Raw genomic sequence first — 21,528 nt, forward strand, 5'->3', positions numbered from 1 at the left:
AATGTCAAGCGCTGATTTCAGAAAATCCTCGCCAGCCGTTATGATGGGCCGTGAAACACTTTTTATCTCTGACGGAGCCGTTTTTTGAGCGAGACCAATTACGCGATTATTTATGATCTGCACAGCCATACTACCGCCTCTGACGGCATGCTGTCGCCTGAAGCCCTCGTTCACCGCGCCGTCGACATGCGTATTGGCACGCTGGCTATTACCGATCACGACAGTATTGACGCAATCCCTGCCGCGCAGGCGGAAATTGCCCGCGCCGGGCTGGCGCTGCGGCTGATTACCGGCGTGGAAATTTCTACCGTCTGGGAAAATCATGAAATCCATATTGTCGGCCTGAATATTGATATTCACCATCCGCGGATGATCGCCTTTCTGGCGGAGCAAAAAGAGCGCCGCCAGCAGCGCGCGAAACTGATCGCCGAGCGGCTGGAAAAAGCGAACATCCCCGGCGCGTGGGAAGGGGCGTCAGCACTGGCGGCGGGCGGCGCGGTCACCCGCGGTCATTTTGCCCGTTTTCTGGTGGAGGCGGGCAAAGCCAGTAATATGGCCGACGTCTTTAAAAAGTACCTGGCGCGCGGGAAAACCGGATACGTTCCTCCTCAGTGGTGTACAATAGATCAAGCTATTGATGTGATTCATCATTCTGGCGGCAAAGCCGTTGTTGCCCATCCGGGGCGCTACGATCTTTCCGCTAAGTGGCTGAAAAGACTGCTGGCGTACTTTGCCGAACGCGGTGGGGATGCGATGGAGGTCGCCCAGTGCCAGCAGGGTCCCAATGAGCGCACGCAGCTTGCGGCGTACGCGCAGCAGTTTGGTCTGCTGGCCTCACAGGGCTCGGATTTTCACCAGCCCTGCTCGTGGATCGAGCTTGGACGCAAACTCTGGCTACCCGCGGGCGTGGAAGGCGTGTGGCATCAGTGGGAACAGCCGCAGAACACCGATTGAGAGGGAAGTATGAGTCAGTTTTTTTATATCCATCCGGATAACCCGCAGCCACGTCTGATCGCCCAGGCGGTAGAGATTGTTCGTAAAGGCGGCGTCATTGTCTATCCGACCGATTCCGGCTACGCGCTGGGCTGTAAGATCGAAGATAAAGGCGCGATGGAGCGTATATGTCGTATTCGTCACCTGCCCAACGGCCACAACTTTACCCTGATGTGCCGCGATTTGTCGGAGCTGTCGACCTATTCGTTCGTCGATAACGTGGCGTTTCGCCTGATCAAAAACAATACCCCGGGCAACTACACGTTTATCCTCAAAGGTACCAAAGAGGTGCCGCGTCGCCTGTTGCAGGAGAAGCGTAAAACTATCGGCCTGCGCGTTCCTTCAAATCCCATCGCGCTGGCGCTGCTTGAGACGCTGGGTGAACCGATGCTCTCCACGTCATTAATGCTGCCGGGCAGTGATTTTACCGAGTCCGATCCGGAAGAAATTAAAGATCGTCTGGAGAAGGTGGTGGATCTGATTATTCACGGTGGCTATCTCGGCCAGCAACCGACGACGGTGATTGATTTGACCGATGATTCACCGGTGGTCCTGCGCGAAGGCGTGGGCGATGTTAAACCTTTCTTATAGTAGCGCGAGTCGCTATACTACGCGGCCTTAAAATGGCGCTTTATTGCGCCATCATCATCCAGTCGACGCCTGGGAAGGCGACACCTAAAGGAAAGCTCTATGAGCGAAAAGCTACAAAAAGTGCTGGCGCGTGCTGGCCACGGCTCCCGTCGTGAAATCGAATCCATCATTGAAGCCGGACGCGTTAGCGTGGACGGTAAAATTGCCACCCTTGGCGACCGCGTTGAGGTGACTCCCGCGTTAAAAATTCGCATTGATGGTCATCTTATTTCGGTAAAAGAATCTGCCGAACAAATTTGTCGCGTGCTGGCGTATTACAAGCCGGAAGGCGAGCTTTGCACCCGTAACGATCCGGAAGGCCGTCCGACCGTATTTGACCGCCTGCCGAAACTGCGCGGCGCGCGCTGGATTGCCGTAGGTCGTCTGGATGTCAATACCTGCGGTTTGATGTTATTCACTACCGACGGTGAGCTGGCGAATCGCCTGATGCACCCGAGCCGTGAAGTGGAACGTGAATATGCCGTGCGTGTATTCGGCCAGGTCGATGACGCGAAAGTGCGCGATCTCGGTCGCGGCGTGCAGCTGGAAGACGGTCCTGCAGCGTTTAAGACCATTAAATTTAGCGGCGGCGAAGGCATCAACCAGTGGTATAACGTCACGCTGACCGAAGGTCGTAACCGTGAAGTGCGTCGCCTGTGGGAAGCTGTGGGCGTGCAGGTTAGCCGCCTGATCCGCGTGCGCTACGGTGATATTCCGCTGCCGAAAGGCCTGCCGCGCGGTGGCTATACCGAGCTGGATTTGCCGCAGACCAACTATCTGCGTGAGCTGGTAGGTCTGAAGCCGGAAACCGAGTCCAAAGTGGCGGTGGAGAAAGATCGTCGCCGGATGAAAGCGAACCAGATCCGCCGGGCGGTGAAACGCCACAGCCAGGTGGGCGGCGGGCGTCGCTCTGGCGGCACGCGCAGCAACGGTTAAATCCTGTGGCCCGTGGCATCACGCTGCGGGCCAGCTTACTCAGTAGTCAATCCCCATCTGCGCTTTGATCCCCGCGTCAAAAGCATGTTTCACCGGACGCAGTTCGCTGACGGTATCCGCCATCTCCAGAATATCCCGATGACACCCGCGACCGGTGACAATCGCCGTTTGATGTAACGGGCGAGCACGTAGCGCGTTAAGCACCTCCTCCAGCGGCAGATAATCATAGGCCACCATGTAAGTCAGCTCATCCAGCAGCACCATATCCAGCGAGGCGTCGGCGAGCATGCGCCGGGCGTGTTGCCAGACCTCAAGACAGGCGGCGGTATCGGCAGCGCGATCCTGCGTATCCCAGGTAAAACCGGTCGCCATCACCTGAAACTCCACGCCGTGCGGCTCCAGCAAATTACGCTCGCCGTTGGGCCAGGTACCTTTAATAAACTGCACCACGCCAACTTTTTTGCCGTGACCGACGGCGCGGGTAGCCGTACCGAAAGCGGCGGTAGTTTTGCCCTTACCATTGCCGGTGAAGACCATAATAATGCCGCGTTCATCCTGCGCCGCGGCCACCCGGGCATCAACCTGCTCTTTCACGCGTTGCTGACGTTGCTGATAGCGTTCTTCACTCATTGTGAGATCCCCGGTTTGCGCCCCGGCTGGGCATCGAAAGTCATCCCGGTTTTACGGCGGCTGTCATCGCCCATTAACCACAGGTATAACGGCGTGATATCGGCAGGGGTTTTCAGTTTGAGCGGATCTTCGTCCGGGAAGGCGCTGGCGCGCATACCGGTCCGCGTCCCGCCTGGATTGATGCAATTCACACGCAGAGGAACGTTTTGATACTCCTCAGCCAGCACCTGCATCATGCCTTCGGTGGCAAATTTTGAGGCGGCATATGCGCCCCAGTGCGCACGACCCTGACGGCCAACGCTTGAGGAAGTAAATACCAGCGAACCGGCCTCGGATTTGAGTAATAAAGGAAGCAATGCCTGAGTCAGCATAAACGTGCCGTTGACGTTTACCTGCATGACCTGCTGCCAGACGTCCGGTTTTTGTTCGCTCATCGGCACCACGTCGCCCAGCAGACCGGCATTGTGCAGTACGCCATCGAGACGGGGGTAGTTCACCGCGATTTTTTCCGCCAGTTGCTGACACGCCTGCGGTGTACAGGTCAACAGATCAAGGGTAAACCACGCGGCCGGAATGCCGCCTTCCCCGGTGATGCGCGCGGCAACGGCACGCAGCTTCTCCTCACTGCGCCCGAGAAGGATCACTCTGGCTCCATAGCGGGAGTAGGTCAGCGCCGCTTCACGACCAATGCCGTCGCTGGCCCCGGTGACGAGGATAATATGATTTTGTAGTAAGTCGCGTTGCGGTTGATAGTGCACGACGTTTCTCCTGCTTACGGCGGGTCATAAAAGGGGTTTATGCCTTAAAAGGCGCGTGAATTCAATCAGCCAGAGGGAGAGCCTGCCATCCCATTTACACTTTGCAACCATTTCATTCGCGGGAAAATTTTTCTGAAGCCGCCTCGCAACGAGCACTGACGATCCGCGACGAGGCGGAAAGGGTGTTGTACACTGGGGCCAGACGTTAAATGATTTTAACCAAGGTGGAAGCGTGGAATTACTCTCTCAATATGGCCTGTTTTTGGCAAAAATCGTCACGGTCGTGGTGGCGATAGCCGTTATAGCGGTACTGATTGTCAATTTGACGCAGCGCAAACGTCAGCGTGGGGAATTACGCGTGACGAACCTCAGCGAGCAGTATAAGGAGATGCAGGAAAATATGTCAGCGTCGTTGCTGGATGAACATCAGCAAAAACAGTGGCATAAAGAGCAAAAGAAAAAGCGTAAGCAGGAAGCGAAAGCTGCCAAAACGAAGGCGAAGCTGGGCCAGACGCCCGCTTCCGGCAAACCGCGCGTGTGGGTGCTGGATTTTAAAGGCAGTATGGATGCCCACGAAGTGAACTCGCTGCGTGAAGAAGTTACTGCCGTGCTGGCCGTCGTTAAGCCGGAAGACCAGGTCGTTTTACGTCTCGAAAGTCCGGGGGGCGTGGTACACGGCTACGGGCTGGCGGCTTCTCAGCTGCAGCGTATTCGCGATCGGCAGATCCCGCTGACGGTGGCAGTGGATAAAGTCGCGGCCAGCGGCGGCTACATGATGGCCTGCGTCGCCGATAAAATTGTCAGCGCGCCCTTTGCGATTATTGGTTCTATCGGCGTGGTGGCGCAGGTGCCTAACTTCAACCGCTTCCTGAAAAGCAAAGACATTGATATCGAACTGCATACCGCAGGCCAGTACAAGCGCACCCTGACGTTGCTCGGTGAAAATACCGAAGAAGGACGACAGAAATTCCGTGAAGATCTGAACGAAACGCATGTGCTGTTTAAAGATTTCGTTAAGCGGATGCGTCCGACGCTGGACATCGAGCAGGTCGCAACTGGCGAACACTGGTACGGCACGCAGGCGCAGGGCAATGGTCTGGTTGACGCCGTGAGTACCAGCGATGAACTGCTGCTGGGGCTGATGGAAGGGCGAGAAGTATTGAACGTCCGCTTCCTGCAACGTAAAAAATTGATGGACCGCTTTACCGGCAGCGCGGCAGAGAGTGCCGATCGCCTGCTGCTGCGCTGGTGGCAGCGTGGGCAACAGCCGCTGAACTGATCGTCAGGCCGGGCGGCGTAAACCGCCCGGCACTCAGACCGCACTAATCAACCAGGTGATATTTCTCTGACAGCTCGTGCGCCAGGTATTTAAACATGTTAAATACCGCGGTACTTTTGCCGGTTGGCAGGCCCTGCTCATCAAGGTAATACTCGCCGCTAAACACCAGCACGCCGTTACGTTGGGTGACCCCTGTGGCTTCGATGCCTGCCATCGTATCATCGTGTTCACGGATCAGCTGATTTGCTTTTGCGAGCAGCGTCTGGCGATCGATAGGTTGTGTTTCACTTTTCATTTTTTACTCCTTAGCAAACTGGCGATAGTCTACGTCCTGCGCGGCTCGCGGGCAAATATTCCCCCAGAAAAACAGGGGGATCTGCAGTGCTATCAGCTGGCGAGATTTGTTTTTGCATGCTAATAAAGTTGCGTAACGTATTTTATCAGGTACAGTGAGACCCTTTCGATAATCTGGCAACAGATTTGCTTGACATTCGACCGAAAGTTCGTCGTGCTATATCACCGTAGCGTAGAAAAACGATGTAACTCAGCCACCTGTGACAGCGTACGTTTCAGGCTGTAGGGCTGAGGGGTTGATCTCTGCTGGACGAGCCGCAATATCAACGGCTCATTGTCTTCAGTACGTGAATCAACGTGCGATGTATTCCTGGAAGAATCAAATTAGGTAAAGGTGAATATGGGTAAAGCTCTCGTTATCGTTGAGTCCCCGGCAAAAGCCAAAACGATCAATAAGTATCTGGGTAATGACTACGTGGTGAAATCCAGCGTCGGTCATATCCGCGATTTGCCGACCAGTGGCTCAGCCGCCAAAAAGAGCGCTGACTCTGCCTCCACCAAAACGGCCAAAAAGCCCAAAAAGGATGAACGCGGCGCGCTCGTCAACCGCATGGGCATTGACCCGTGGCATAACTGGGAGGCGCAATATGAAGTGCTCCCGGGGAAAGAAAAGGTTGTCGCTGAACTGAAACAGCTGGCTGAAAAAGCCGACCACATCTATCTCGCAACCGACCTTGACCGCGAAGGGGAGGCCATCGCCTGGCACCTGCGGGAAGTGATCGGTGGAGATGACAAACGCTACAGCCGGGTAGTGTTTAACGAAATTACTAAAAACGCGATCCGCCAGGCGTTTGATAAGCCGGGCGAACTCAATATCGATCGTGTTAATGCTCAGCAGGCGCGTCGTTTTATGGACCGCGTAGTGGGCTATATGGTCTCTCCGCTGCTGTGGAAAAAAATCGCCCGTGGCCTGTCGGCTGGACGCGTACAGTCCGTCGCCGTGCGTCTGGTGGTTGAGCGCGAGCGTGAGATCAAAGCGTTTGTCCCGGAAGAGTTCTGGGAAGTCGATGCCAATGTTGCTACCCCAGGCGGTGATTCCCTGCCGCTTCAGGTGACGCATCAGAATGACAAATCGTTCCGTCCGGTAAACCGCGAAACCACCATGGCGGCGGTCAGCGTGCTGGAAAAAGCGCGCTATAGCGTGCTGGAGCGCGAAGATAAACCGACCAGCAGCAAGCCCGGCGCGCCGTTTATCACCTCCACGCTACAACAGGCGGCCAGTACCCGTCTGGGCTACGGGGTGAAAAAAACCATGATGCTGGCACAGCGCCTGTATGAAGCGGGCTATATCACCTATATGCGTACCGATTCTACCAACCTGAGTAAGGATGCGGTGGACATGGTTCGTGGTTATATTGATGATAAGTTTGGCAAAAAATATTTGCCCGCCGATGCTAATCAGTACGCCAGCAAAGACAACTCGCAGGAAGCACACGAAGCGATTCGTCCTTCCGATGTGGCGGTTGAAGCTGACGCCCTGAAAGACATGGAAACTGACGCGCAAAAGCTGTATCAGCTGATCTGGCGTCAGTTCGTTGCCTGTCAGATGACGCCTGCACAGTACGATTCCACCACGATAACCGTAAAAGCCGGTGATTTCCGCCTGAAAGCGCGGGGCCGTATTCTGCGTTTTGACGGCTGGACCAAAGTCATGCCAGCGCTGCGTAAAGGCGATGAAGATCGTATTCTGCCTGCGGTCAATCAGGGCGATGAACTGTCGTTGATCGACATCGTTCCTGCACAGCACTTTACCAAGCCGCCGGCACGCTTTAGCGAAGCGTCGCTGGTTAAAGAACTGGAAAAACGCGGTATCGGTCGTCCGTCCACGTATGCCTCTATTATTTCCACCATCCAGGATCGTGGCTATGTGCGGGTTGAAAGCCGCCGTTTCTACGCCGAGAAAATGGGTGAGATTGTTACCGACCGTCTGAAAGATAATTTCCGCGAGCTGATGAATTTCGATTTCACCGCGCAAATGGAAGACCGGCTCGATCAGGTCGCCCGCCACGAAGCCGAATGGCAGAAGGTGCTGGATATCTTTTTTGCCGAGTTCAGCGAACAGCTTCAGACTGCCGAGAAAGATCCGGCTGAAGGCGGAATGCAGCCTAATCAGATGGTGCTGACCAGCATCGACTGTCCGACCTGCGGTCGCAAAATGGGTATTCGTACCGCCAGCACCGGCGTTTTCCTTGGCTGCTCCGGTTATGCGCTATCGCCAAAAGAGCGCTGCAAAACCACTATTAACCTGGTGCCGGAAAACGAAGTTCTCAACGTGCTGGAAGGTGACGACGCGGAAACCAACGCGCTGCGTGCTAAACATCGTTGCCAGAAATGCGGCACCGCGATGGACAGCTACCTGATCGATCCGAAACGCAAACTTCACGTATGCGGTAACAACCCGACCTGCGACGGTTATGAAATCGAAGAGGGCGAGTTCCGCATCAAGGGGTATGACGGTCCGATTGTTGAGTGTGAAAAATGTGGATCTGAAATGCACCTGAAAATGGGGCGTTTCGGCAAATACATGGCCTGCACCAACGAAGAGTGTAAGAACACGCGTAAGATCCTGCGTAACGGTGAAGTGGCTCCGCCGAAGGAAGATCCGGTACCGCTGCCGGAGCTGCCGTGCGAAAAATCGGACGCGTATTTTGTTCTGCGTGACGGTGCGGCTGGCGTCTTCCTCGCGGCTAACACCTTCCCGAAATCACGCGAAACGCGTGCGCCGCTGGTGGAAGAGCTGTACCGCTTCCGCGATCGTATGCCGGAGAAGCTGCGTTATCTGGCCGATGCGCCGCAGCAGGATCCTGAAGGCAACAAAACGGTCGTCCGTTTCAGCCGTAAGACTAAACAACAGTATGTTGCAGCAGAAAAAGAGGGTAAAGCGACCGGCTGGTCGGCCTTTTTCATCGACGGTAAGTGGGTAGAAGGTAAGAAGTAAATCTCATTACTCCGCTGTAACACCTCTCAAAAGGGCCGCTTGTCGGCCCTTTTATATTTCTCGTTATTATTTTTTAATCATATCTATACAGTGTGGCTATAAATGATATAGTGGTTATAGTTAGCTCCTTTTTTAGTCTTAAATCGTCTTAAGCGATTGACCCTGCGTTTACCGGGATGGCGCGTCATGAAACTACAACAGCTTCGCTATATCGTTGAGGTGGTCAACCACAATCTCAACGTCTCTTCCACGGCGGAAGGGCTTTATACCTCGCAGCCAGGCATCAGTAAGCAAGTACGGATGCTGGAAGATGAGTTAGGGATCCAGATTTTTGCCCGTAGCGGTAAACATCTGACTCAGGTGACGCCCGCCGGTCAGGAGATTATCCGCATTGCCCGTGAAGTGCTGTCGAAGGTGGATGCCATCAAATCCGTTGCCGGAGAGCACACCTGGCCGGATAAAGGTTCGCTGTATGTGGCGACCACGCACACTCAGGCACGCTACGCGCTGCCAGGGGTCATCAAAGGTTTTATCGAACGTTACCCCCGCGTGTCGTTGCATATGCATCAGGGATCGCCGACGCAAATCGCTGAGGCGGTATCGAAAGGCAATGCCGATTTTGCGATTGCCACCGAGGCGCTACATCTTTATGACGATCTGGTTATGTTGCCGTGCTATCACTGGAACCGCTCGATTGTTGTAACCCCGGAGCACCCGCTGGCCTCCAAATCTTCAGTCACTATTGAAGAACTGGCCCAGTACCCGCTGGTAACCTATACCTTTGGCTTTACCGGCCGCTCGGAACTGGATACGGCCTTTAACCGCGCCGGATTAACCCCGCGTATCGTATTTACCGCAACCGATGCGGATGTCATCAAAACGTACGTCAGGCTGGACCTGGGCGTTGGGGTGATTGCCAGCATGGCGGTGGATCCGGTGTCCGATCCCGACCTGGTTCGCCTGGATGCGCACGGTGTCTTTAGTCACAGCACGACCAAGATTGGTTTTCGCCGCAGCACGTTTCTGCGTAGTTATATGTATGATTTTATTCAGCGCTTTGCTCCACATCTGACGCGCGACGTCGTCGATACCGCCGTCGCGCTGCGCTCGAATGAAGATATTGAAGAGATGTTTAAAGACATTAAATTGCCAGAAAAATGATCTACGCCTGACGATGGTCTCTTCATTGAGGAGACCATTTTGCAGGCAAAGCATTATTGCCTTAATGTTATTATGGTCTTTTCCACCTGAACTTAACAAAGTAGTAACAATTTTGCCATCCCGCCAGTTTGTCCTTTCGATTATTTATTTCATGTCAAAGATTAAATAATTCCATTGATCCCACAGGTAATTTCGCTGGATTTTTCGGCCAATATTGATTAGGATTTATCTCAATTAAGATTGCTTACGCCGATTGCTGGTGCTGAAAATGATAAGTAGTACCGATTTTACGAGGTTAGTAATGTCATCTGGAAGTGAGCAGCCGAAAAGAGATCCGCAGCTTAAGCGCAAAGCCTGGCGTGCCGTCTTCGTAGGCTCGGCCTTGTTTTGGGTGGCGCTGGCACTGCTGATCTGGAAATTTTGGGGCTAGTCATAGCTCCGGATGCGCGTCTTTTAATAACATTATAAAAAAATACACCACAGCAATATAAGCCTGCCCGTAAGGGCAGGGGCAATAAATCACTTTTATGGTGTAAAAAATGAATCACGATAGCGATACAAAATACTGGTCATGGCTGGGAGTGCTTTCGTTCTCTCTGCTCTTCTGGGCGCAGTTGGCCTGGATGTTGACCTACTGATCTTTTGAGACCCGGCTTCTGCCGGGTTTTTCTCTTTTATTCCCCCCATTTTGCCTGTTTATCAATTTGAGTTGTTATCAAAACGTTACGACATGTTTGTGTTATCTTTAATGCAACCCTGGAAAAAATCAGGGAATCGCAATCCCTGTCATTAAGGAGGAGCTATGTCGTTAACCCTACGCGAAGCCAGTAAGGATACATTAACGTTACAAGATAAAACGTGGCATTTTTACAGTCTGCCGCTGGCTGCGAAAGAGGTCGGGGACATTTCCCGACTTCCCAAGTCTCTGAAAGTCTTACTCGAAAACCTCCTGCGCTGGCAGGATGATGATTCTGTTACCGCTGACGATATTCATGCCCTGGCCGGATGGCTCAAAACTGGCCATGCCGACCGTGAAATTGCCTGGCGTCCTGCCAGGGTATTAATGCAGGATTTCACCGGCGTTCCGGCGGTGGTGGATCTGGCCGCAATGCGCGAAGCCGTAAAGCGTCTCGGTGGCGACACCGCTAAAGTAAACCCGCTTTCTCCTGTCGATCTGGTTATAGACCACTCGGTGACCGTCGATCATTTTGGTGACGACGATGCCTTTGGCGAGAACGTGCGCCTGGAAATGGAACGTAACCATGAACGTTACATTTTTCTGCGCTGGGGCCAGCAGGCTTTCAGCCGTTTTAGCGTCGTTCCGCCGGGTACGGGCATTTGCCATCAGGTCAACCTTGAGTATCTCGGAAAAGCCGTCTGGAGCGAGCTTCAGGATAAAGAATGGGTGGCCTATCCCGACTCGCTGGTTGGCACCGATTCCCATACCACGATGATCAACGGCCTTGGCGTGCTGGGCTGGGGCGTTGGCGGCATCGAGGCAGAGGCTGCGATGCTGGGTCAGCCTGTGTCAATGCTGATTCCGGACGTGGTGGGTTTTAAACTGACCGGAAAGCTGAATGAAGGCATCACCGCCACCGATCTGGTATTAACCGTCACTCAGATGCTGCGTAAGCATGGCGTGGTCGGTAAGTTTGTTGAATTTTACGGCGACGGACTGGACTCTCTGCCGCTCGCCGACCGCGCTACAATCGCTAATATGGCGCCGGAATATGGCGCGACCTGCGGCTTTTTCCCAATCGATGGCGTGACGCTTGAATATATGCGTCTCAGCGGACGCAGCGATGAGCAGGTTGAACTGGTTGAAGCCTACGCCAAAGCGCAGGGGATGTGGCGAAATACCGGTGACGCACCTGTATTTACCAGTACCCTCGAACTGGATATGGGGGAGGTGGAAGCCAGCCTGGCCGGGCCGAAACGTCCTCAGGATCGCGTCGCGCTTGGCGACGTTCCTAATGCGTTCGCCGCCAGCGCCGAGCTCGAGGTTAATACCTCGCATAAAGATCGCCAGTCCGTCGACTATACGCTGAACGGGCATCAGTATCAGTTGCCCGACGGCGCGGTGGCCATTGCGGCCATTACGTCCTGCACCAATACCTCAAACCCCAGCGTGCTAATGGCCGCAGGGCTACTGGCGAAAAAAGCCGTTAAGCTCGGACTGAAACGTCAGCCCTGGGTGAAGGCCTCGCTGGCTCCCGGATCAAAAGTCGTCTCTGACTATTTGGCCCACGCGCGTTTGACGCCGTATCTTGATGCCTTAGGTTTTAATCTGGTTGGCTATGGCTGTACCACCTGTATTGGCAACTCCGGTCCGCTGCCTGAACCGATTGAAGTGGCAATTAAAAAAGGCGACCTGACGGTCGGTGCGGTCCTCTCCGGCAACCGTAACTTTGAAGGGCGTATTCATCCGCTGATTAAAACCAACTGGCTGGCCTCGCCGCCGCTGGTGGTGGCCTACGCGCTGGCCGGGAACATGAACATCAATCTGACCACCGATCCGCTGGGCCACGATCGCAAAGGCGATCCGGTCTATCTTAAGGACATCTGGCCGACCGGGCGTGAAATTGCCCGCGCGGTAGAAGAAGTGTCAACGGAGATGTTCCGCAAAGAGTACGCGGAAGTGTTCGAGGGTACGCCGGAGTGGAAATCCATACAGGTGGAAAGCTCGGATACCTACGACTGGCAGAGTGATTCAACGTATATTCGCCTGTCTCCGTTTTTTGAAGATATGCTGGCCGAACCAAAGCCGGTTGAGGATATTCACGGTGCGCGGATCCTGGCGATGCTCGGCGATTCGGTCACTACCGACCATATTTCTCCGGCCGGCAGCATTAAACCGGACAGCCCGGCAGGACGCTATCTGTTAAGCCATGGCGTAGAGCGCCGCGAGTTTAACTCGTACGGCTCGCGCCGTGGTAATCATGAAGTCATGATGCGCGGTACGTTTGCCAATATCCGTATTCGCAACGAAATGGTGCCCGGCGTTGAAGGGGGGATGACGCGTCATTTGCCAGGGACCGAGGTGATTTCCATCTACGATGCGGCGATGCGCTATCAGCAGGAAGGTACACCGCTGGCGGTGATCGCCGGGAAAGAGTATGGTTCCGGCTCCAGCCGTGACTGGGCGGCAAAAGGGCCGCGACTGCTTGGTATCCGCGTGGTCATCGCGGAGTCTTTCGAGCGTATCCACCGTTCTAACCTGATTGGGATGGGGATCTTACCGCTGGAGTTCCCGCAGGGCACGACGCGCAAAACGCTGGGCCTGACCGGAGAAGAACGCATTGATGTGGCCGGGTTGCAGAACCTTAAACCCGGCGCGGATATTGCGGTAAATCTGACGCGTGGGGATGGCTCGTCTGAGGTCATACATTGTCGTTGCCGTATTGATACGGCAACGGAGCTGACCTATTACCAGAACGATGGGATCCTGCACTACGTGATCCGTAATATGCTTAATTAACCCGCTGTAAAACTGCCCGGTGGCGCTGCGCTTACCGGGCCTACGATAATTGTGTAACCCGCTGATATTGTGAGGGTTGTAGGCCGGGTAAGGCGAAGCCGCCACCCGGCACAATCACTCACCGGGGCCATTATTGACTCTCCGTAGGCATCCAGGCTCCCGCAACACGCTCAACCATCGCGTCACATCCTACTTACCCAACAAATGCCCCATCTTGGCCGCTTTAGTATCCAGATAATGTTCGTTATTTGGATTACGTCCGACAATCAGCGGAACGCGCTCAACAATATTTATTCCCGCCTCGGTTAAAATCTCCACTTTCAGGGGATTATTGGTCAGCAGGCGAACTTCATCAACGGCGAGGAGTTTGAACATATCGGCACATAAGGTAAAGTCCCGCTCATCGGCAGCAAACCCTAACTGATGGTTGGCTTCTACCGTATCGTAACCCTGATCCTGCAACGCATAGGCGCGAATTTTATTCAGCAGCCCAATATTACGTCCTTCCTGCCGATGGTAGAGCAGCACGCCACGGCCTTCTTCGGCAATATGCGTTAACGCCGCTTCCAGCTGAAAGCCACAGTCGCAGCGCAAACTAAAGAGGGCGTCCCCGGTCAGGCATTCTGAATGGACCCGCGCCAGCACGGGTGTCTGCCCGGAAATATCGCCATAGACCAGGGCAACATGATCCTGTCCGGTTGCCAGTTCTTCAAATCCCACCATCAGGAAATCGCCCCAGGGGGTTGGCAGTTTGGCTTCTGCCACTCGTTTAAGCTGCATGTGATTCTCCAGATTATGCGGACACCTTTCGTGTCTTCTGTATGTCGCTATTTTGCCACAATGTTTTCTACTTCACCTAATTACCCATTTTTGAACGCACATTAAGCGAACAAACACGCGATTCGCGCCGCATCGCTGAATTTCAGTTATGATTTGTGCAGCCATTTTAAAAGGAGTGACTATGTTTTCCATCGCCAGACGCACGTCAGCAGGCGCCGCCTTATTACTCATCATGCCTGTGGCGGTATGGCTCTCAGGATGGCGGTGGGAGCCGGGGCTGAACACATGGTGGTTAAAAACCCTCTACTGGGTTACGGAGACGGTCACTCAGCCCTGGGGAATCATTACGCATGTGGTACTTTGCGGATGGTTTTTCTGGTGCCTGCGTTTTCGGTTACGTCCGGCCATTATGCTGTTCGCTATTCTCGGCGGCGCAATCCTAATCGGTCAGGGAGCGAAATCGTGGGTAAAGCAGCAGGTGCAGGAGCCACGCCCCTTTGTGCTGTGGCTGGAAAAAACCCATCATATTCCGGTGGATGAGTTCTACACTTTAAAACGTAAAGCGCGCGGCGCGATGGTGAAAGAATTGCTGACGGAACAGGACAATATTCCTCCTTTTTTGCGTAAACACTGGCAAAAAGAGACCGGTTTTGCCTTTCCCTCCGGGCATACTCTTTTTGCCGCTAGCTGGGCATTGCTGGGCGTAGGGCTGTTATGGCCGCGCCGTCGCAGGATCACCATCGCCGTATTGTTGCTCTGGGCAACGGCAGTGATGGGAAGTCGTATGCTGCTGGGGATGCACTGGCCGCGTGATTTGGTCGTCGCTACCCTGATTTCCTGGTTGCTGGTGACCTTCGCCGTTTGGCTGGCGCAGCGTATCTGTGGCCCGCTGACGCCGCCAGGTGAAGAAGCCCGGGAAATCAAAGAACGAGAGCAGAAAAGCTAAGCAGGGTTGAAAATCTGTTCGTTCGCCCTTAAATCCAGCACTGGTGTGACGCTTTTCCATTTCGTCTATAGCATGAAAATGGTACTTTATAAGGCTGGAAGCGCCAGGCTGCATACTATTTAAACGCTCACGCCACATAACGGGAAGTAATGTGAAATATTTACTCATTTTCTTATTGGTATTAGCGATTTTCGTCATCTCGGTCACGTTAGGTGCACAAAACGATCAGGTGGTGACTTTCAACTATTTGCTGGCCCAGGGAGAGTTCAGAATCTCCACGTTGCTGGCAGCGCTCTTTGCTGCGGGCTTTGCCATCGGCTGGTTAATCTGCGGCCTTTTCTGGCTGCGCCTTCGCGTCTCGCTGCTGTATGCTGAACGAAAACTCAAACGTCTGGAAAATCAAACCCTGACCACGCCAGTGCCGACAGAGCCGGGCGTACCGGTAGCGAAGGAATAACCATTTATGCTGGAGTTGTTGTTTCTGCTTTTACCCGTTGCGGCTGCCTATGGGTGGTACATGGGGCGCAGAAGTGCACAACAGTCCAAACAGGACGACGCGAATCGCCTGTCACGTGACTACGTGACTGGGGTTAACTTCCTGTTAAGCAACCAACAGGACAAGGCGGTGGATCTGTTCCTCGACATGCTGAAAGAGGATACCGGCACCGTCGAGGCCCATCTTACCCTCGGGAACCTGTTTCGCTCCCGCGGTGAAGTCGATCGCGCCATTCGTATTCACCAGACCTTAATGGAAAGCGCGTCGCTGACTTACGATCAGCGCCTGCTGGCGGTACAGCAACTTGGTCGCGATTACATGGCGGCAGGGATGTACGATCGCGCCGAGGATATGTTCAGCCAGCTGGTTGATGAAACCGATTTTCGCATCAGTGCACTACAACAACTGCTGCAAATCGCGCAGGCGACGAGCGACTGGCAAAAAGCCATCGACGTTGCCGAGCGTCTGGTGAAGCTGGGAAAAGAAAAACATCGTGGCGAAATTGCCCATTTTTACTGCGAGCTTGCGCTACAGCAGATGGGCAATGACGACATGGACAAAGCGATGACGCTGCTGAAAAAAGGCGCGTCGGCCGATCGTAATAGCGCCCGCATTTCCATCATGATGGGACGCGTATTCATGGCTAAAGGCGACTATGCAAAGGCGGTTGAAAGTCTGCTGCGGGTCATTGATCAGGATAAAGAACTGGTTAGCGAAACGCTGGAGATGCTGCAAACCTGCTATCAGCAGCTGGGCAAGCATGAGGAATGGGCTGCGTTCTTACATCGCTGTGTAGAAGAGAACGTCGGTGCGACGGCAGAACTGATGCTGGCCGATATCGTTGAGCAACGCGAGGGGCAGGAGAATGCGCAGGTTTATGTTACGCGTCATCTACAGCAACACCCGACGATGCGTGTTTTTCATAAGCTGATGGACTATCACCTCAATGAAGCGGAAGAAGGCCGGGCTAAAGAGAGCCTGATGGTGCTGCGTGATATGGTCGGCGAGCAGATACGCAGCAAGCCGCGGTTCCGCTGTCAGAAATGCGGTTTTACGGCCTACACGCTTTACTGGCATTGTCCGTCCTGCCGGGCCTGGTCGACGGTTAAACCTATTCGCGGGCTTGACGGGCAATAAAAAAAACACCACTTTAGTTACAACATACTATCGTTGTTTTATCTGCGTAATTTCCAACTCCGTGCTCATGTCGCCTGGCAGCCAAAATGCAGCCTGTTCATTTTGCGCTGTCGCAGGTAGAATGCTCGCCGTTTACCTTTTTTGCGCCTCTCACGCGCCATCATCAGGAAGGTTCGGTCATGACGTCTACAGCTTCATCCTCTTCACGCTCCTCCACACGTTCACCCGTCGTGGTGGCACTCGATTATGATAACCGTGACAACGCGCTGGCATTTGTTGACCGTATCGACCCGCAGGATTGTCGCCTTAAAGTGGGCAAGGAGATGTTTACCCGCTTTGGCCCGCAGCTGGTCCGCGATCTCCAGCAGCGCGGCTTTGATGTGTTTCTCGATCTGAAGTTTCATGATATCCCCAACACCACCGCCAGGGCCGTTGCGGCGGCGGCCGATCTTGGCGTCTGGATGGTCAACGTCCATGCAACGGGCGGGGCGCGGATGATGAATGCCGCACGCGAAGCGCTGCTGCCGTTTGGTAATGATGCGCCGCTGCTTATTGCCGTTACGGTACTGACCAGTATGGAAAGCAGCGATTTGGCCGATCTGGGCGTGACGTTGTCACCAACCGACTATGCCGCGAAGCTTGCTCATCTGACGCAGCAGTGTGGCCTGGATGGCGTCGTCTGTTCCGCACAGGAAGCGGTGCGCTTTAAGCAGGAGTTAGGCCGCGCGTTTAAATTGATTACGCCGGGGATCCGCCCGCAGGGTAGCGATGCCGGCGATCAGCGCCGAATTATGACGCCGGAGCAGGCACAGGCTGCGGGCGTGGATTATATGGTGATTGGTCGCCCGGTGACCCAGTCCGCCGATCCTTTACATACTTTACGCACTATCAATGCATCGTTACGTACGGAGGCATAATGAACGATTCTGCTAACTCCCGGCTGGTATATTCTACAGAAACGGGCCGTATTAATGAGCCTGCTGCCGCACCCGAGCGGCCCAAAGGGGATGGTATTGTGCGCATTCAGCGCCAGACCAGCGGACGCAAAGGCAAAGGCGTATGCGTAATTACCGGCATTGATGCCGATGACGCAACGCTGAATAAACTCGCCGCTGAGTTAAAGAAAAAATGCGGTTGTGGCGGCGCGCTGAAAGAGGGCGTCATTGAAATCCAGGGTGATAAGCGGGATCTGCTTAAATCGCTTCTTGAAGCGAAAGGAATGAAAGTCAAACTGGCAGGCGGGTAATGAAACGACCGAACCACGGTATAAAACCGTGGTTCGTATATAGGATGCGTTATTTGCGATAAAATAACGCAGAATATATCAGCACTATTATTTGCTGACCTGATGACCGATAACACCACCCACTGCTGCGCCGCCCAGCGTACCCAGTGCGCTGCCGTCAGAGAGTACCGCACCACCGATAGCACCCGCACCGGCCCCCAGAGCCGTATTACGGTCGCGTTTAGACCAGTTCGAACATGCGCTCAGAGATATTGCTACGGTCACAGCCAGAACCACAGCGGCCATTTTTTTACTCGTTAAGTTCATCATACCTTCTCCTGAATAATTGATTCATGGAAGAATTTCCCTTTTATTATAGCTGCTAGCCATAATATTGGGGCCGTCCATGAGTATTGTTGTGCAGGTGTAAAAAAATCACGCAGGTGATCGTTCTGGCCTGTCGTTTCGTTAAGCTAATTCTAGGTGTTTCCCCTTGATCAGACAGGTAAAAACTCTTAATTAGCGTCCAGGATAAATCTTAGAGAAGGGCAGCAGCCCGCCTTCAGGCAGGCTGCAGGCAATCAGGCATGATTAACGATATCGACGTGCAGACCAGACTGAACTAACTGAAGGCGCATTTCTTCGCTCAGACCGGCGTCTGTCACCAGCCGGTGAAGATGTGTGGACGGACCTAATGGATAGGGATGGATGGCACCAAACTTTGAACTATCAGAAAGAACGATCGTTTCACCGCCTTTTTCCAGCACCGCGTTCACAACATCTGCCCGCATCATATCGCGTCCGGTGAAGCCCGTATCGGGATGCCAGCCGTCAATACCAATAAACGCTTTATGAAAGTGGACGTTCTGCGCATAGAAACGCGTGAGAGGGCCAACCATACTTTCACTGGTCTTCTGATAAATGCCGCCAAGAAGGATGACTTCGCCGGGGCTGTCTTTCAGCAAGTGTGCAATATAGCTACTCACCGTTACAATAGTGGTTGCTTTAGTCTCAGCCAGAATACGTGCCAGTAACGCGTTGCAGCTTCCGTTTTCAATAAACACTGTCTCGCCGGGCGCCACCAGTGAAGACGCAAACTCGGCTATGTCGTGTTTCTGGGAGAAATTACTGAGCATGCGCGTTTCGACATTATCATTATCAAGCGGTACAGCGGCACCGTGCTGTCGGCGCAAATAACTCTGCTTTTCCAGTAATGTCAGATCATGGCGAATAGTGACTTCCGAGACGTTAAGCGTTTTTGCGAGTTCAGAAACGCTCATTCGTCCCTTATCGGTGACCATTTGAATAATATTGTGTTGTCGGGCATTCATAGTCGTAACGTCACGTCCCTTGTTATGTATTCAGCATGAGTAGCCTGATGTTAAATTTCCCAGGGTGATTTTGGCGAGCCTTGTTCACCAGACTGTTCGCGATTCGACTGTACCAGCAGCTCAGCTTTAAGAATTTCTAAGTTATGGATAGCCGAGTGGTAATCACCAGCAACCAGGATATCAAGCACGGTATCAATACGCTGTGCCACATTCTGCAGATTAAGATCGGCCATGATGTAACCTTTATCAAAAAGTGAGTAAATTTAATGATGCAAAAATTGAGGATAAAAGAAAAGTAAAAAAATCTTCTATTAATGGATAACTCTTGTTTGATACTCCTGATACCATTTTTCAAATGCATCCGCTGGCATGGGTCTGGCAAATAAGAACCCCTGTCTTTCGTTGACACCATTTCGGGTGAGGAAAATATCCTCCTTTTTGGTTTCCACCCCTTCAGCAATAACCCGCAGCTGAAGCGCCTGGGCGAAGGCGATAATGGCTCTGACCAACGATTGCGACACCGCCTGTTTATGCACATTGCGAACAAAACTTTGATCCAGTTTGATGGCATTAATAGGAAAATGCGCAAGTTTAGAAAGGGATGAATACCCTGTACCAAAATCATCAAGATGGATTTGCGCCCCTAACTGGCTGAATTGCTCAATGACCGAGTGGGCCTGCTCGGCGTTTTCAATCAGGCAGCTTTCGGTAAGCTCGACATCAATCGGGCAGTCGTCAAAATGAAATTCTTTTAACGCCTGAATAAGGTCGCTAAAAATCGACTGATCCGCTAACTGGCGAGCCGAAACGTTGACCGCGACGCGCAGATGAATGCCCTTATCACGCCAGGCCGCGACCTGGCGTACGACCTCCAGCATAACCCAGCGCCCCAGAGGCACAATAAGACCAGACTCTTCGGCATAGGTAATAAACTCCTGCGGCGGGATCGGTCCACGCTCAGGCGACTGCCAGCGGACCAGCGCCTCCAGACTATGCACCTCACCATCCCAGTCAATTTTGGGTTGATAATGAATATGCAACTGCATACTATCCAGCGCCTTACGCAGGTTAGTATCCAGCCATAAATATTCAAATACCCGCTGATTCATTTCCGGGGCGAACACGCAGAATTTACCCCGGCCATTCTCTTTCGCGGTATACATGGCGGTATCGGCATTGCGGATCACGTTTTCGCGATCTTCTCCGTGCTGCGGTGCAATCGCAATGCCCAGTGAACAACTGGTATAAACCTCTATCAGGCCGATGCGGAAGGGCTGCTGAAGCTGCTGCAGAATACGCGATGACATGGCTTCCAGTGCGCCCTGTGACGTATTGGTCGCCAGAACAATAAATTCATCGCCGCCCAGTCGCGCCAGTAGCTGATCTTTCTCCAGACAGCTTAAAATAGCCAGCGATACGGCCTGAAGCAGCCGGTCACCAAACATATGGCCGTACGCATCGTTTATTTTTTTGAAGTTATCGAGATCCAGATAAACAATACCCACTTGCGTACTACCACGCAGTTCGATGGCTTCGGCAATCAACGCCTGAATAGCGTTGCGATTCGGCAATCCGGTCACGCTGTCGGTATTAGCCAGTACCCGCAAATGCTCCTGAGCACGCCGCTCTTCAGTAATATCGGTGCCGGAACAGATAAGAAAAATTTCATTTTTACCGCTACCGCTGTGGACGAATTTATTACGAAACAGAAACAGTCGTTGCCCTTTACGGGTGTTGATCCAGCGCTCTACCTCATAAGAACTGCCGTTATTAAAAAAATCGTTAATATACTCTCTGGAGGCATTCGCTTCGCCCGGCGTCATAAAAAGATTAAAAACGCTCTGTCCTATAACTTCATGTTCTTTCTTACCAGCATATTCTTCACTGAGACGATTAAAACGCTGAATATTACCGTGGCGGTCAAGGATAACAATAACCGAGTTAGCTTCAGACACCACCTGCTCCGCAAAGGAAAGACTCTGCGCCAGATCGCGTGCGACGGAGGACGTGTCATTCCACGCTGAACATGTGCCAGCCCATTCATCAGCGCTGACTTTCCGGCCAACCAGATGAATAGGGGTCTCACAGTTATAGAGAGTAAGCGTGACCTTCAGGCTGGACGTGATTACGCTGAGTTCACGTATCCGTGCCGCCTGCTCGGTGGAAAGGGTAATTACCTGAGTGAGCGCGGCGCTTTCATGGGCCGTCAGATGAAGCGTGTTACTGTGCGCTTTAAAGCGCCAGTGCGGGCTGGAACTCCCTGTTAAACGGGACAGAAGATTATGCTCAGGCTCGTTTTTCATATCCTCTCCGCACAATAAATATGTCTCAATTAAGCGTATTTATGCCCGGCACGGTACGTGTCGACTCTTTCAGTGTGAACGCATTTACTTTTTTTTGGCGGAAAATTTTAGAGAAATGGCAGGAACATCGCATTTGGTGGATGAATAAAAAAA

At 53.2% G+C, this 21,528-nt stretch carries 22 protein-coding genes; 14 read left to right on the top strand and 8 right to left on the bottom strand.

What is annotated here, in order from left to right; genetic code table 11:
• Positions 1-84: 84 nt before the first annotated feature.
• From rnm to rluB, 3 genes are all read left to right on the top strand, one after another.
• On the top strand, positions 85-954 hold the full coding sequence (rnm, locus tag P0H77_RS10050) for an RNase AM (protein WP_276164755.1): 870 nt from the start codon (positions 85-87) through the stop codon (positions 952-954).
• Between the two features lie 9 nt (positions 955-963).
• On the top strand, positions 964-1,584 hold the full coding sequence (locus tag P0H77_RS10055) for an L-threonylcarbamoyladenylate synthase (RefSeq protein ID WP_276164756.1): 621 nt from the start codon (positions 964-966) through the stop codon (positions 1,582-1,584).
• Positions 1,585-1,683: 99 nt separating this feature from the next.
• Positions 1,684-2,559 (top strand): 23S rRNA pseudouridine(2605) synthase RluB, encoded by an 876-nt coding sequence (gene rluB, locus P0H77_RS10060; RefSeq protein ID WP_276164757.1) that lies wholly within the window; start codon positions 1,684-1,686, stop codon positions 2,557-2,559.
• A gap of 39 nt (positions 2,560-2,598) precedes the next feature.
• Here rluB and cobO read toward each other — a convergent pair whose 3' ends face one another.
• Together cobO and P0H77_RS10070 are read right to left on the bottom strand one after the other, a co-directional pair.
• A complete protein-coding gene (cobO, locus tag P0H77_RS10065) occupies positions 2,599-3,189 on the bottom strand; it encodes a cob(I)yrinic acid a,c-diamide adenosyltransferase (protein WP_276164758.1) in 591 nt (196 codons plus the stop codon).
• Positions 3,186-3,947 (bottom strand): YciK family oxidoreductase, encoded by a 762-nt coding sequence (locus P0H77_RS10070; protein ID WP_276164759.1) that lies wholly within the window; start codon positions 3,945-3,947, stop codon positions 3,186-3,188. The genes cobO and P0H77_RS10070 overlap by 4 nt, the downstream gene beginning before the upstream one ends.
• 232 nt (positions 3,948-4,179) lie before the next feature.
• On the opposite strand from P0H77_RS10070, the gene sohB reads away from it, so the two are divergent.
• Positions 4,180-5,226: a protease SohB gene (gene sohB, locus P0H77_RS10075; RefSeq protein ID WP_276164760.1), complete on the top strand. Its 1,047-nt coding sequence runs from the start codon at positions 4,180-4,182 to the stop codon at positions 5,224-5,226.
• 43 nt (positions 5,227-5,269) lie between these two features.
• Here sohB and P0H77_RS10080 read toward each other — a convergent pair whose 3' ends face one another.
• The gene (locus P0H77_RS10080; protein WP_276164761.1) at positions 5,270-5,521 is read right to left on the bottom strand and encodes a YciN family protein; all 252 of its coding nucleotides are present in this window, start codon (positions 5,519-5,521) and stop codon (positions 5,270-5,272) included.
• Between the two features lie 399 nt (positions 5,522-5,920).
• Here P0H77_RS10080 and topA point away from each other — a divergent pair, with 399 nt between their 5' ends.
• The 5 genes from topA to acnA all read left to right on the top strand — a co-directional run bounded on the left by topA (position 5,921) and on the right by acnA (position 13,157).
• Positions 5,921-8,518, top strand: a complete 2,598-nt coding sequence (topA, locus tag P0H77_RS10085) for a type I DNA topoisomerase (protein WP_276164762.1) — start codon at positions 5,921-5,923, stop codon at positions 8,516-8,518.
• 186 nt (positions 8,519-8,704) lie between these two features.
• Positions 8,705-9,679, top strand: a complete 975-nt coding sequence (gene cysB, locus P0H77_RS10090; protein ID WP_276164763.1) for an HTH-type transcriptional regulator CysB — start codon at positions 8,705-8,707, stop codon at positions 9,677-9,679.
• A 301-nt stretch (positions 9,680-9,980) separates the two neighbouring features.
• Positions 9,981-10,109: a YmiA family putative membrane protein gene (locus tag P0H77_RS10095; RefSeq protein ID WP_276164764.1), complete on the top strand. Its 129-nt coding sequence runs from the start codon at positions 9,981-9,983 to the stop codon at positions 10,107-10,109.
• Positions 10,110-10,218: 109 nt separating this feature from the next.
• Positions 10,219-10,317, top strand: a complete 99-nt coding sequence (gene ymiC / locus P0H77_RS10100; RefSeq protein ID WP_276164765.1) for a small membrane protein YmiC — start codon at positions 10,219-10,221, stop codon at positions 10,315-10,317.
• Positions 10,318-10,481: 164 nt separating this feature from the next.
• Positions 10,482-13,157: an aconitate hydratase AcnA gene (gene acnA / locus P0H77_RS10105; RefSeq protein ID WP_276164766.1), complete on the top strand. Its 2,676-nt coding sequence runs from the start codon at positions 10,482-10,484 to the stop codon at positions 13,155-13,157.
• A 189-nt stretch (positions 13,158-13,346) separates the two neighbouring features.
• Here acnA and ribA read toward each other — a convergent pair whose 3' ends face one another.
• Positions 13,347-13,937, bottom strand: a complete 591-nt coding sequence (gene ribA / locus P0H77_RS10110) for a GTP cyclohydrolase II (protein WP_276164767.1) — start codon at positions 13,935-13,937, stop codon at positions 13,347-13,349.
• A gap of 181 nt (positions 13,938-14,118) precedes the next feature.
• Here ribA and pgpB point away from each other — a divergent pair, with 181 nt between their 5' ends.
• The 5 genes from pgpB (at position 14,119) to yciH (ending at position 17,762) form a co-directional block, all read left to right on the top strand.
• Positions 14,119-14,883, top strand: a complete 765-nt coding sequence (gene pgpB / locus P0H77_RS10115; protein WP_276164768.1) for a phosphatidylglycerophosphatase B — start codon at positions 14,119-14,121, stop codon at positions 14,881-14,883.
• A gap of 151 nt (positions 14,884-15,034) precedes the next feature.
• Positions 15,035-15,340: a LapA family protein gene (locus P0H77_RS10120; protein WP_276164769.1), complete on the top strand. Its 306-nt coding sequence runs from the start codon at positions 15,035-15,037 to the stop codon at positions 15,338-15,340.
• A gap of 6 nt (positions 15,341-15,346) precedes the next feature.
• Positions 15,347-16,516: a lipopolysaccharide assembly protein LapB gene (gene lapB / locus P0H77_RS10125; protein WP_276164770.1), complete on the top strand. Its 1,170-nt coding sequence runs from the start codon at positions 15,347-15,349 to the stop codon at positions 16,514-16,516.
• Between the two features lie 179 nt (positions 16,517-16,695).
• Positions 16,696-17,433 carry an orotidine-5'-phosphate decarboxylase gene (gene pyrF, locus P0H77_RS10130; RefSeq protein WP_276165096.1) on the top strand — a complete coding sequence of 246 codons (738 nt, stop codon included), beginning with the start codon at positions 16,696-16,698 and terminating at the stop codon, positions 17,431-17,433.
• The gene (yciH, locus tag P0H77_RS10135; protein ID WP_276164771.1) at positions 17,433-17,762 is read left to right on the top strand and encodes a stress response translation initiation inhibitor YciH; all 330 of its coding nucleotides are present in this window, start codon (positions 17,433-17,435) and stop codon (positions 17,760-17,762) included. The genes pyrF and yciH overlap by 1 nt, the downstream gene beginning before the upstream one ends.
• 87 nt (positions 17,763-17,849) lie before the next feature.
• Here yciH and osmB read toward each other — a convergent pair whose 3' ends face one another.
• The 4 genes from osmB to pdeR form a co-directional block, all read right to left on the bottom strand.
• On the bottom strand, positions 17,850-18,068 hold the full coding sequence (osmB, locus tag P0H77_RS10140; RefSeq protein WP_194208513.1) for an osmotically-inducible lipoprotein OsmB: 219 nt from the start codon (positions 18,066-18,068) through the stop codon (positions 17,850-17,852).
• A gap of 254 nt (positions 18,069-18,322) precedes the next feature.
• Positions 18,323-19,072: a DNA-binding transcriptional regulator YciT gene (locus tag P0H77_RS10145; protein ID WP_276164772.1), complete on the bottom strand. Its 750-nt coding sequence runs from the start codon at positions 19,070-19,072 to the stop codon at positions 18,323-18,325.
• A 50-nt stretch (positions 19,073-19,122) separates the two neighbouring features.
• A complete protein-coding gene (locus P0H77_RS10150; RefSeq protein ID WP_276164773.1) occupies positions 19,123-19,305 on the bottom strand; it encodes a hypothetical protein in 183 nt (60 codons plus the stop codon).
• Positions 19,306-19,383: 78 nt separating this feature from the next.
• Entirely contained in the window at positions 19,384-21,375 is a 1,992-nt protein-coding gene (gene pdeR / locus P0H77_RS10155; RefSeq protein WP_276164774.1) for a cyclic di-GMP phosphodiesterase, read from the bottom strand.
• Positions 21,376-21,528 lie beyond the last annotated feature (153 nt).

The organism is Superficieibacter sp. HKU1, from assembly GCF_029319185.1.
GTDB lineage: Bacteria > Pseudomonadota > Gammaproteobacteria > Enterobacterales > Enterobacteriaceae > Superficieibacter.

What these genes read in the sequence shown, in the direction of transcription:
- P0H77_RS10150 (WP_276164773.1), bottom strand. Translation starts at nt 19,305, where the DNA reads ATGGCCGATCTTAATCTGCAGAATGTGGCACAGCGTATTGATACCGTG.
- acnA (WP_276164766.1), top strand. Translation starts at nt 10,482, where the DNA reads ATGTCGTTAACCCTACGCGAAGCCAGTAAGGATACATTAACGTTACAA.
- pgpB (WP_276164768.1), top strand. Translation starts at nt 14,119, where the DNA reads ATGTTTTCCATCGCCAGACGCACGTCAGCAGGCGCCGCCTTATTACTC.
- P0H77_RS10095 (WP_276164764.1), top strand. Translation starts at nt 9,981, where the DNA reads ATGTCATCTGGAAGTGAGCAGCCGAAAAGAGATCCGCAGCTTAAGCGC.
- P0H77_RS10080 (WP_276164761.1), bottom strand. Translation starts at nt 5,521, where the DNA reads ATGAAAAGTGAAACACAACCTATCGATCGCCAGACGCTGCTCGCAAAA.
- pyrF (WP_276165096.1), top strand. Translation starts at nt 16,696, where the DNA reads ATGACGTCTACAGCTTCATCCTCTTCACGCTCCTCCACACGTTCACCC.
- cobO (WP_276164758.1), bottom strand. Translation starts at nt 3,189, where the DNA reads ATGAGTGAAGAACGCTATCAGCAACGTCAGCAACGCGTGAAAGAGCAG.
- cysB (WP_276164763.1), top strand. Translation starts at nt 8,705, where the DNA reads ATGAAACTACAACAGCTTCGCTATATCGTTGAGGTGGTCAACCACAAT.
- lapB (WP_276164770.1), top strand. Translation starts at nt 15,347, where the DNA reads ATGCTGGAGTTGTTGTTTCTGCTTTTACCCGTTGCGGCTGCCTATGGG.
- ribA (WP_276164767.1), bottom strand. Translation starts at nt 13,937, where the DNA reads ATGCAGCTTAAACGAGTGGCAGAAGCCAAACTGCCAACCCCCTGGGGC.
- ymiC (WP_276164765.1), top strand. Translation starts at nt 10,219, where the DNA reads ATGAATCACGATAGCGATACAAAATACTGGTCATGGCTGGGAGTGCTT.
- osmB (WP_194208513.1), bottom strand. Translation starts at nt 18,068, where the DNA reads ATGAACTTAACGAGTAAAAAAATGGCCGCTGTGGTTCTGGCTGTGACC.
- yciH (WP_276164771.1), top strand. Translation starts at nt 17,433, where the DNA reads ATGAACGATTCTGCTAACTCCCGGCTGGTATATTCTACAGAAACGGGC.
- rluB (WP_276164757.1), top strand. Translation starts at nt 1,684, where the DNA reads ATGAGCGAAAAGCTACAAAAAGTGCTGGCGCGTGCTGGCCACGGCTCC.
- pdeR (WP_276164774.1), bottom strand. Translation starts at nt 21,375, where the DNA reads ATGAAAAACGAGCCTGAGCATAATCTTCTGTCCCGTTTAACAGGGAGT.
- P0H77_RS10145 (WP_276164772.1), bottom strand. Translation starts at nt 19,072, where the DNA reads ATGAATGCCCGACAACACAATATTATTCAAATGGTCACCGATAAGGGA.
- P0H77_RS10055 (WP_276164756.1), top strand. Translation starts at nt 964, where the DNA reads ATGAGTCAGTTTTTTTATATCCATCCGGATAACCCGCAGCCACGTCTG.
- topA (WP_276164762.1), top strand. Translation starts at nt 5,921, where the DNA reads ATGGGTAAAGCTCTCGTTATCGTTGAGTCCCCGGCAAAAGCCAAAACG.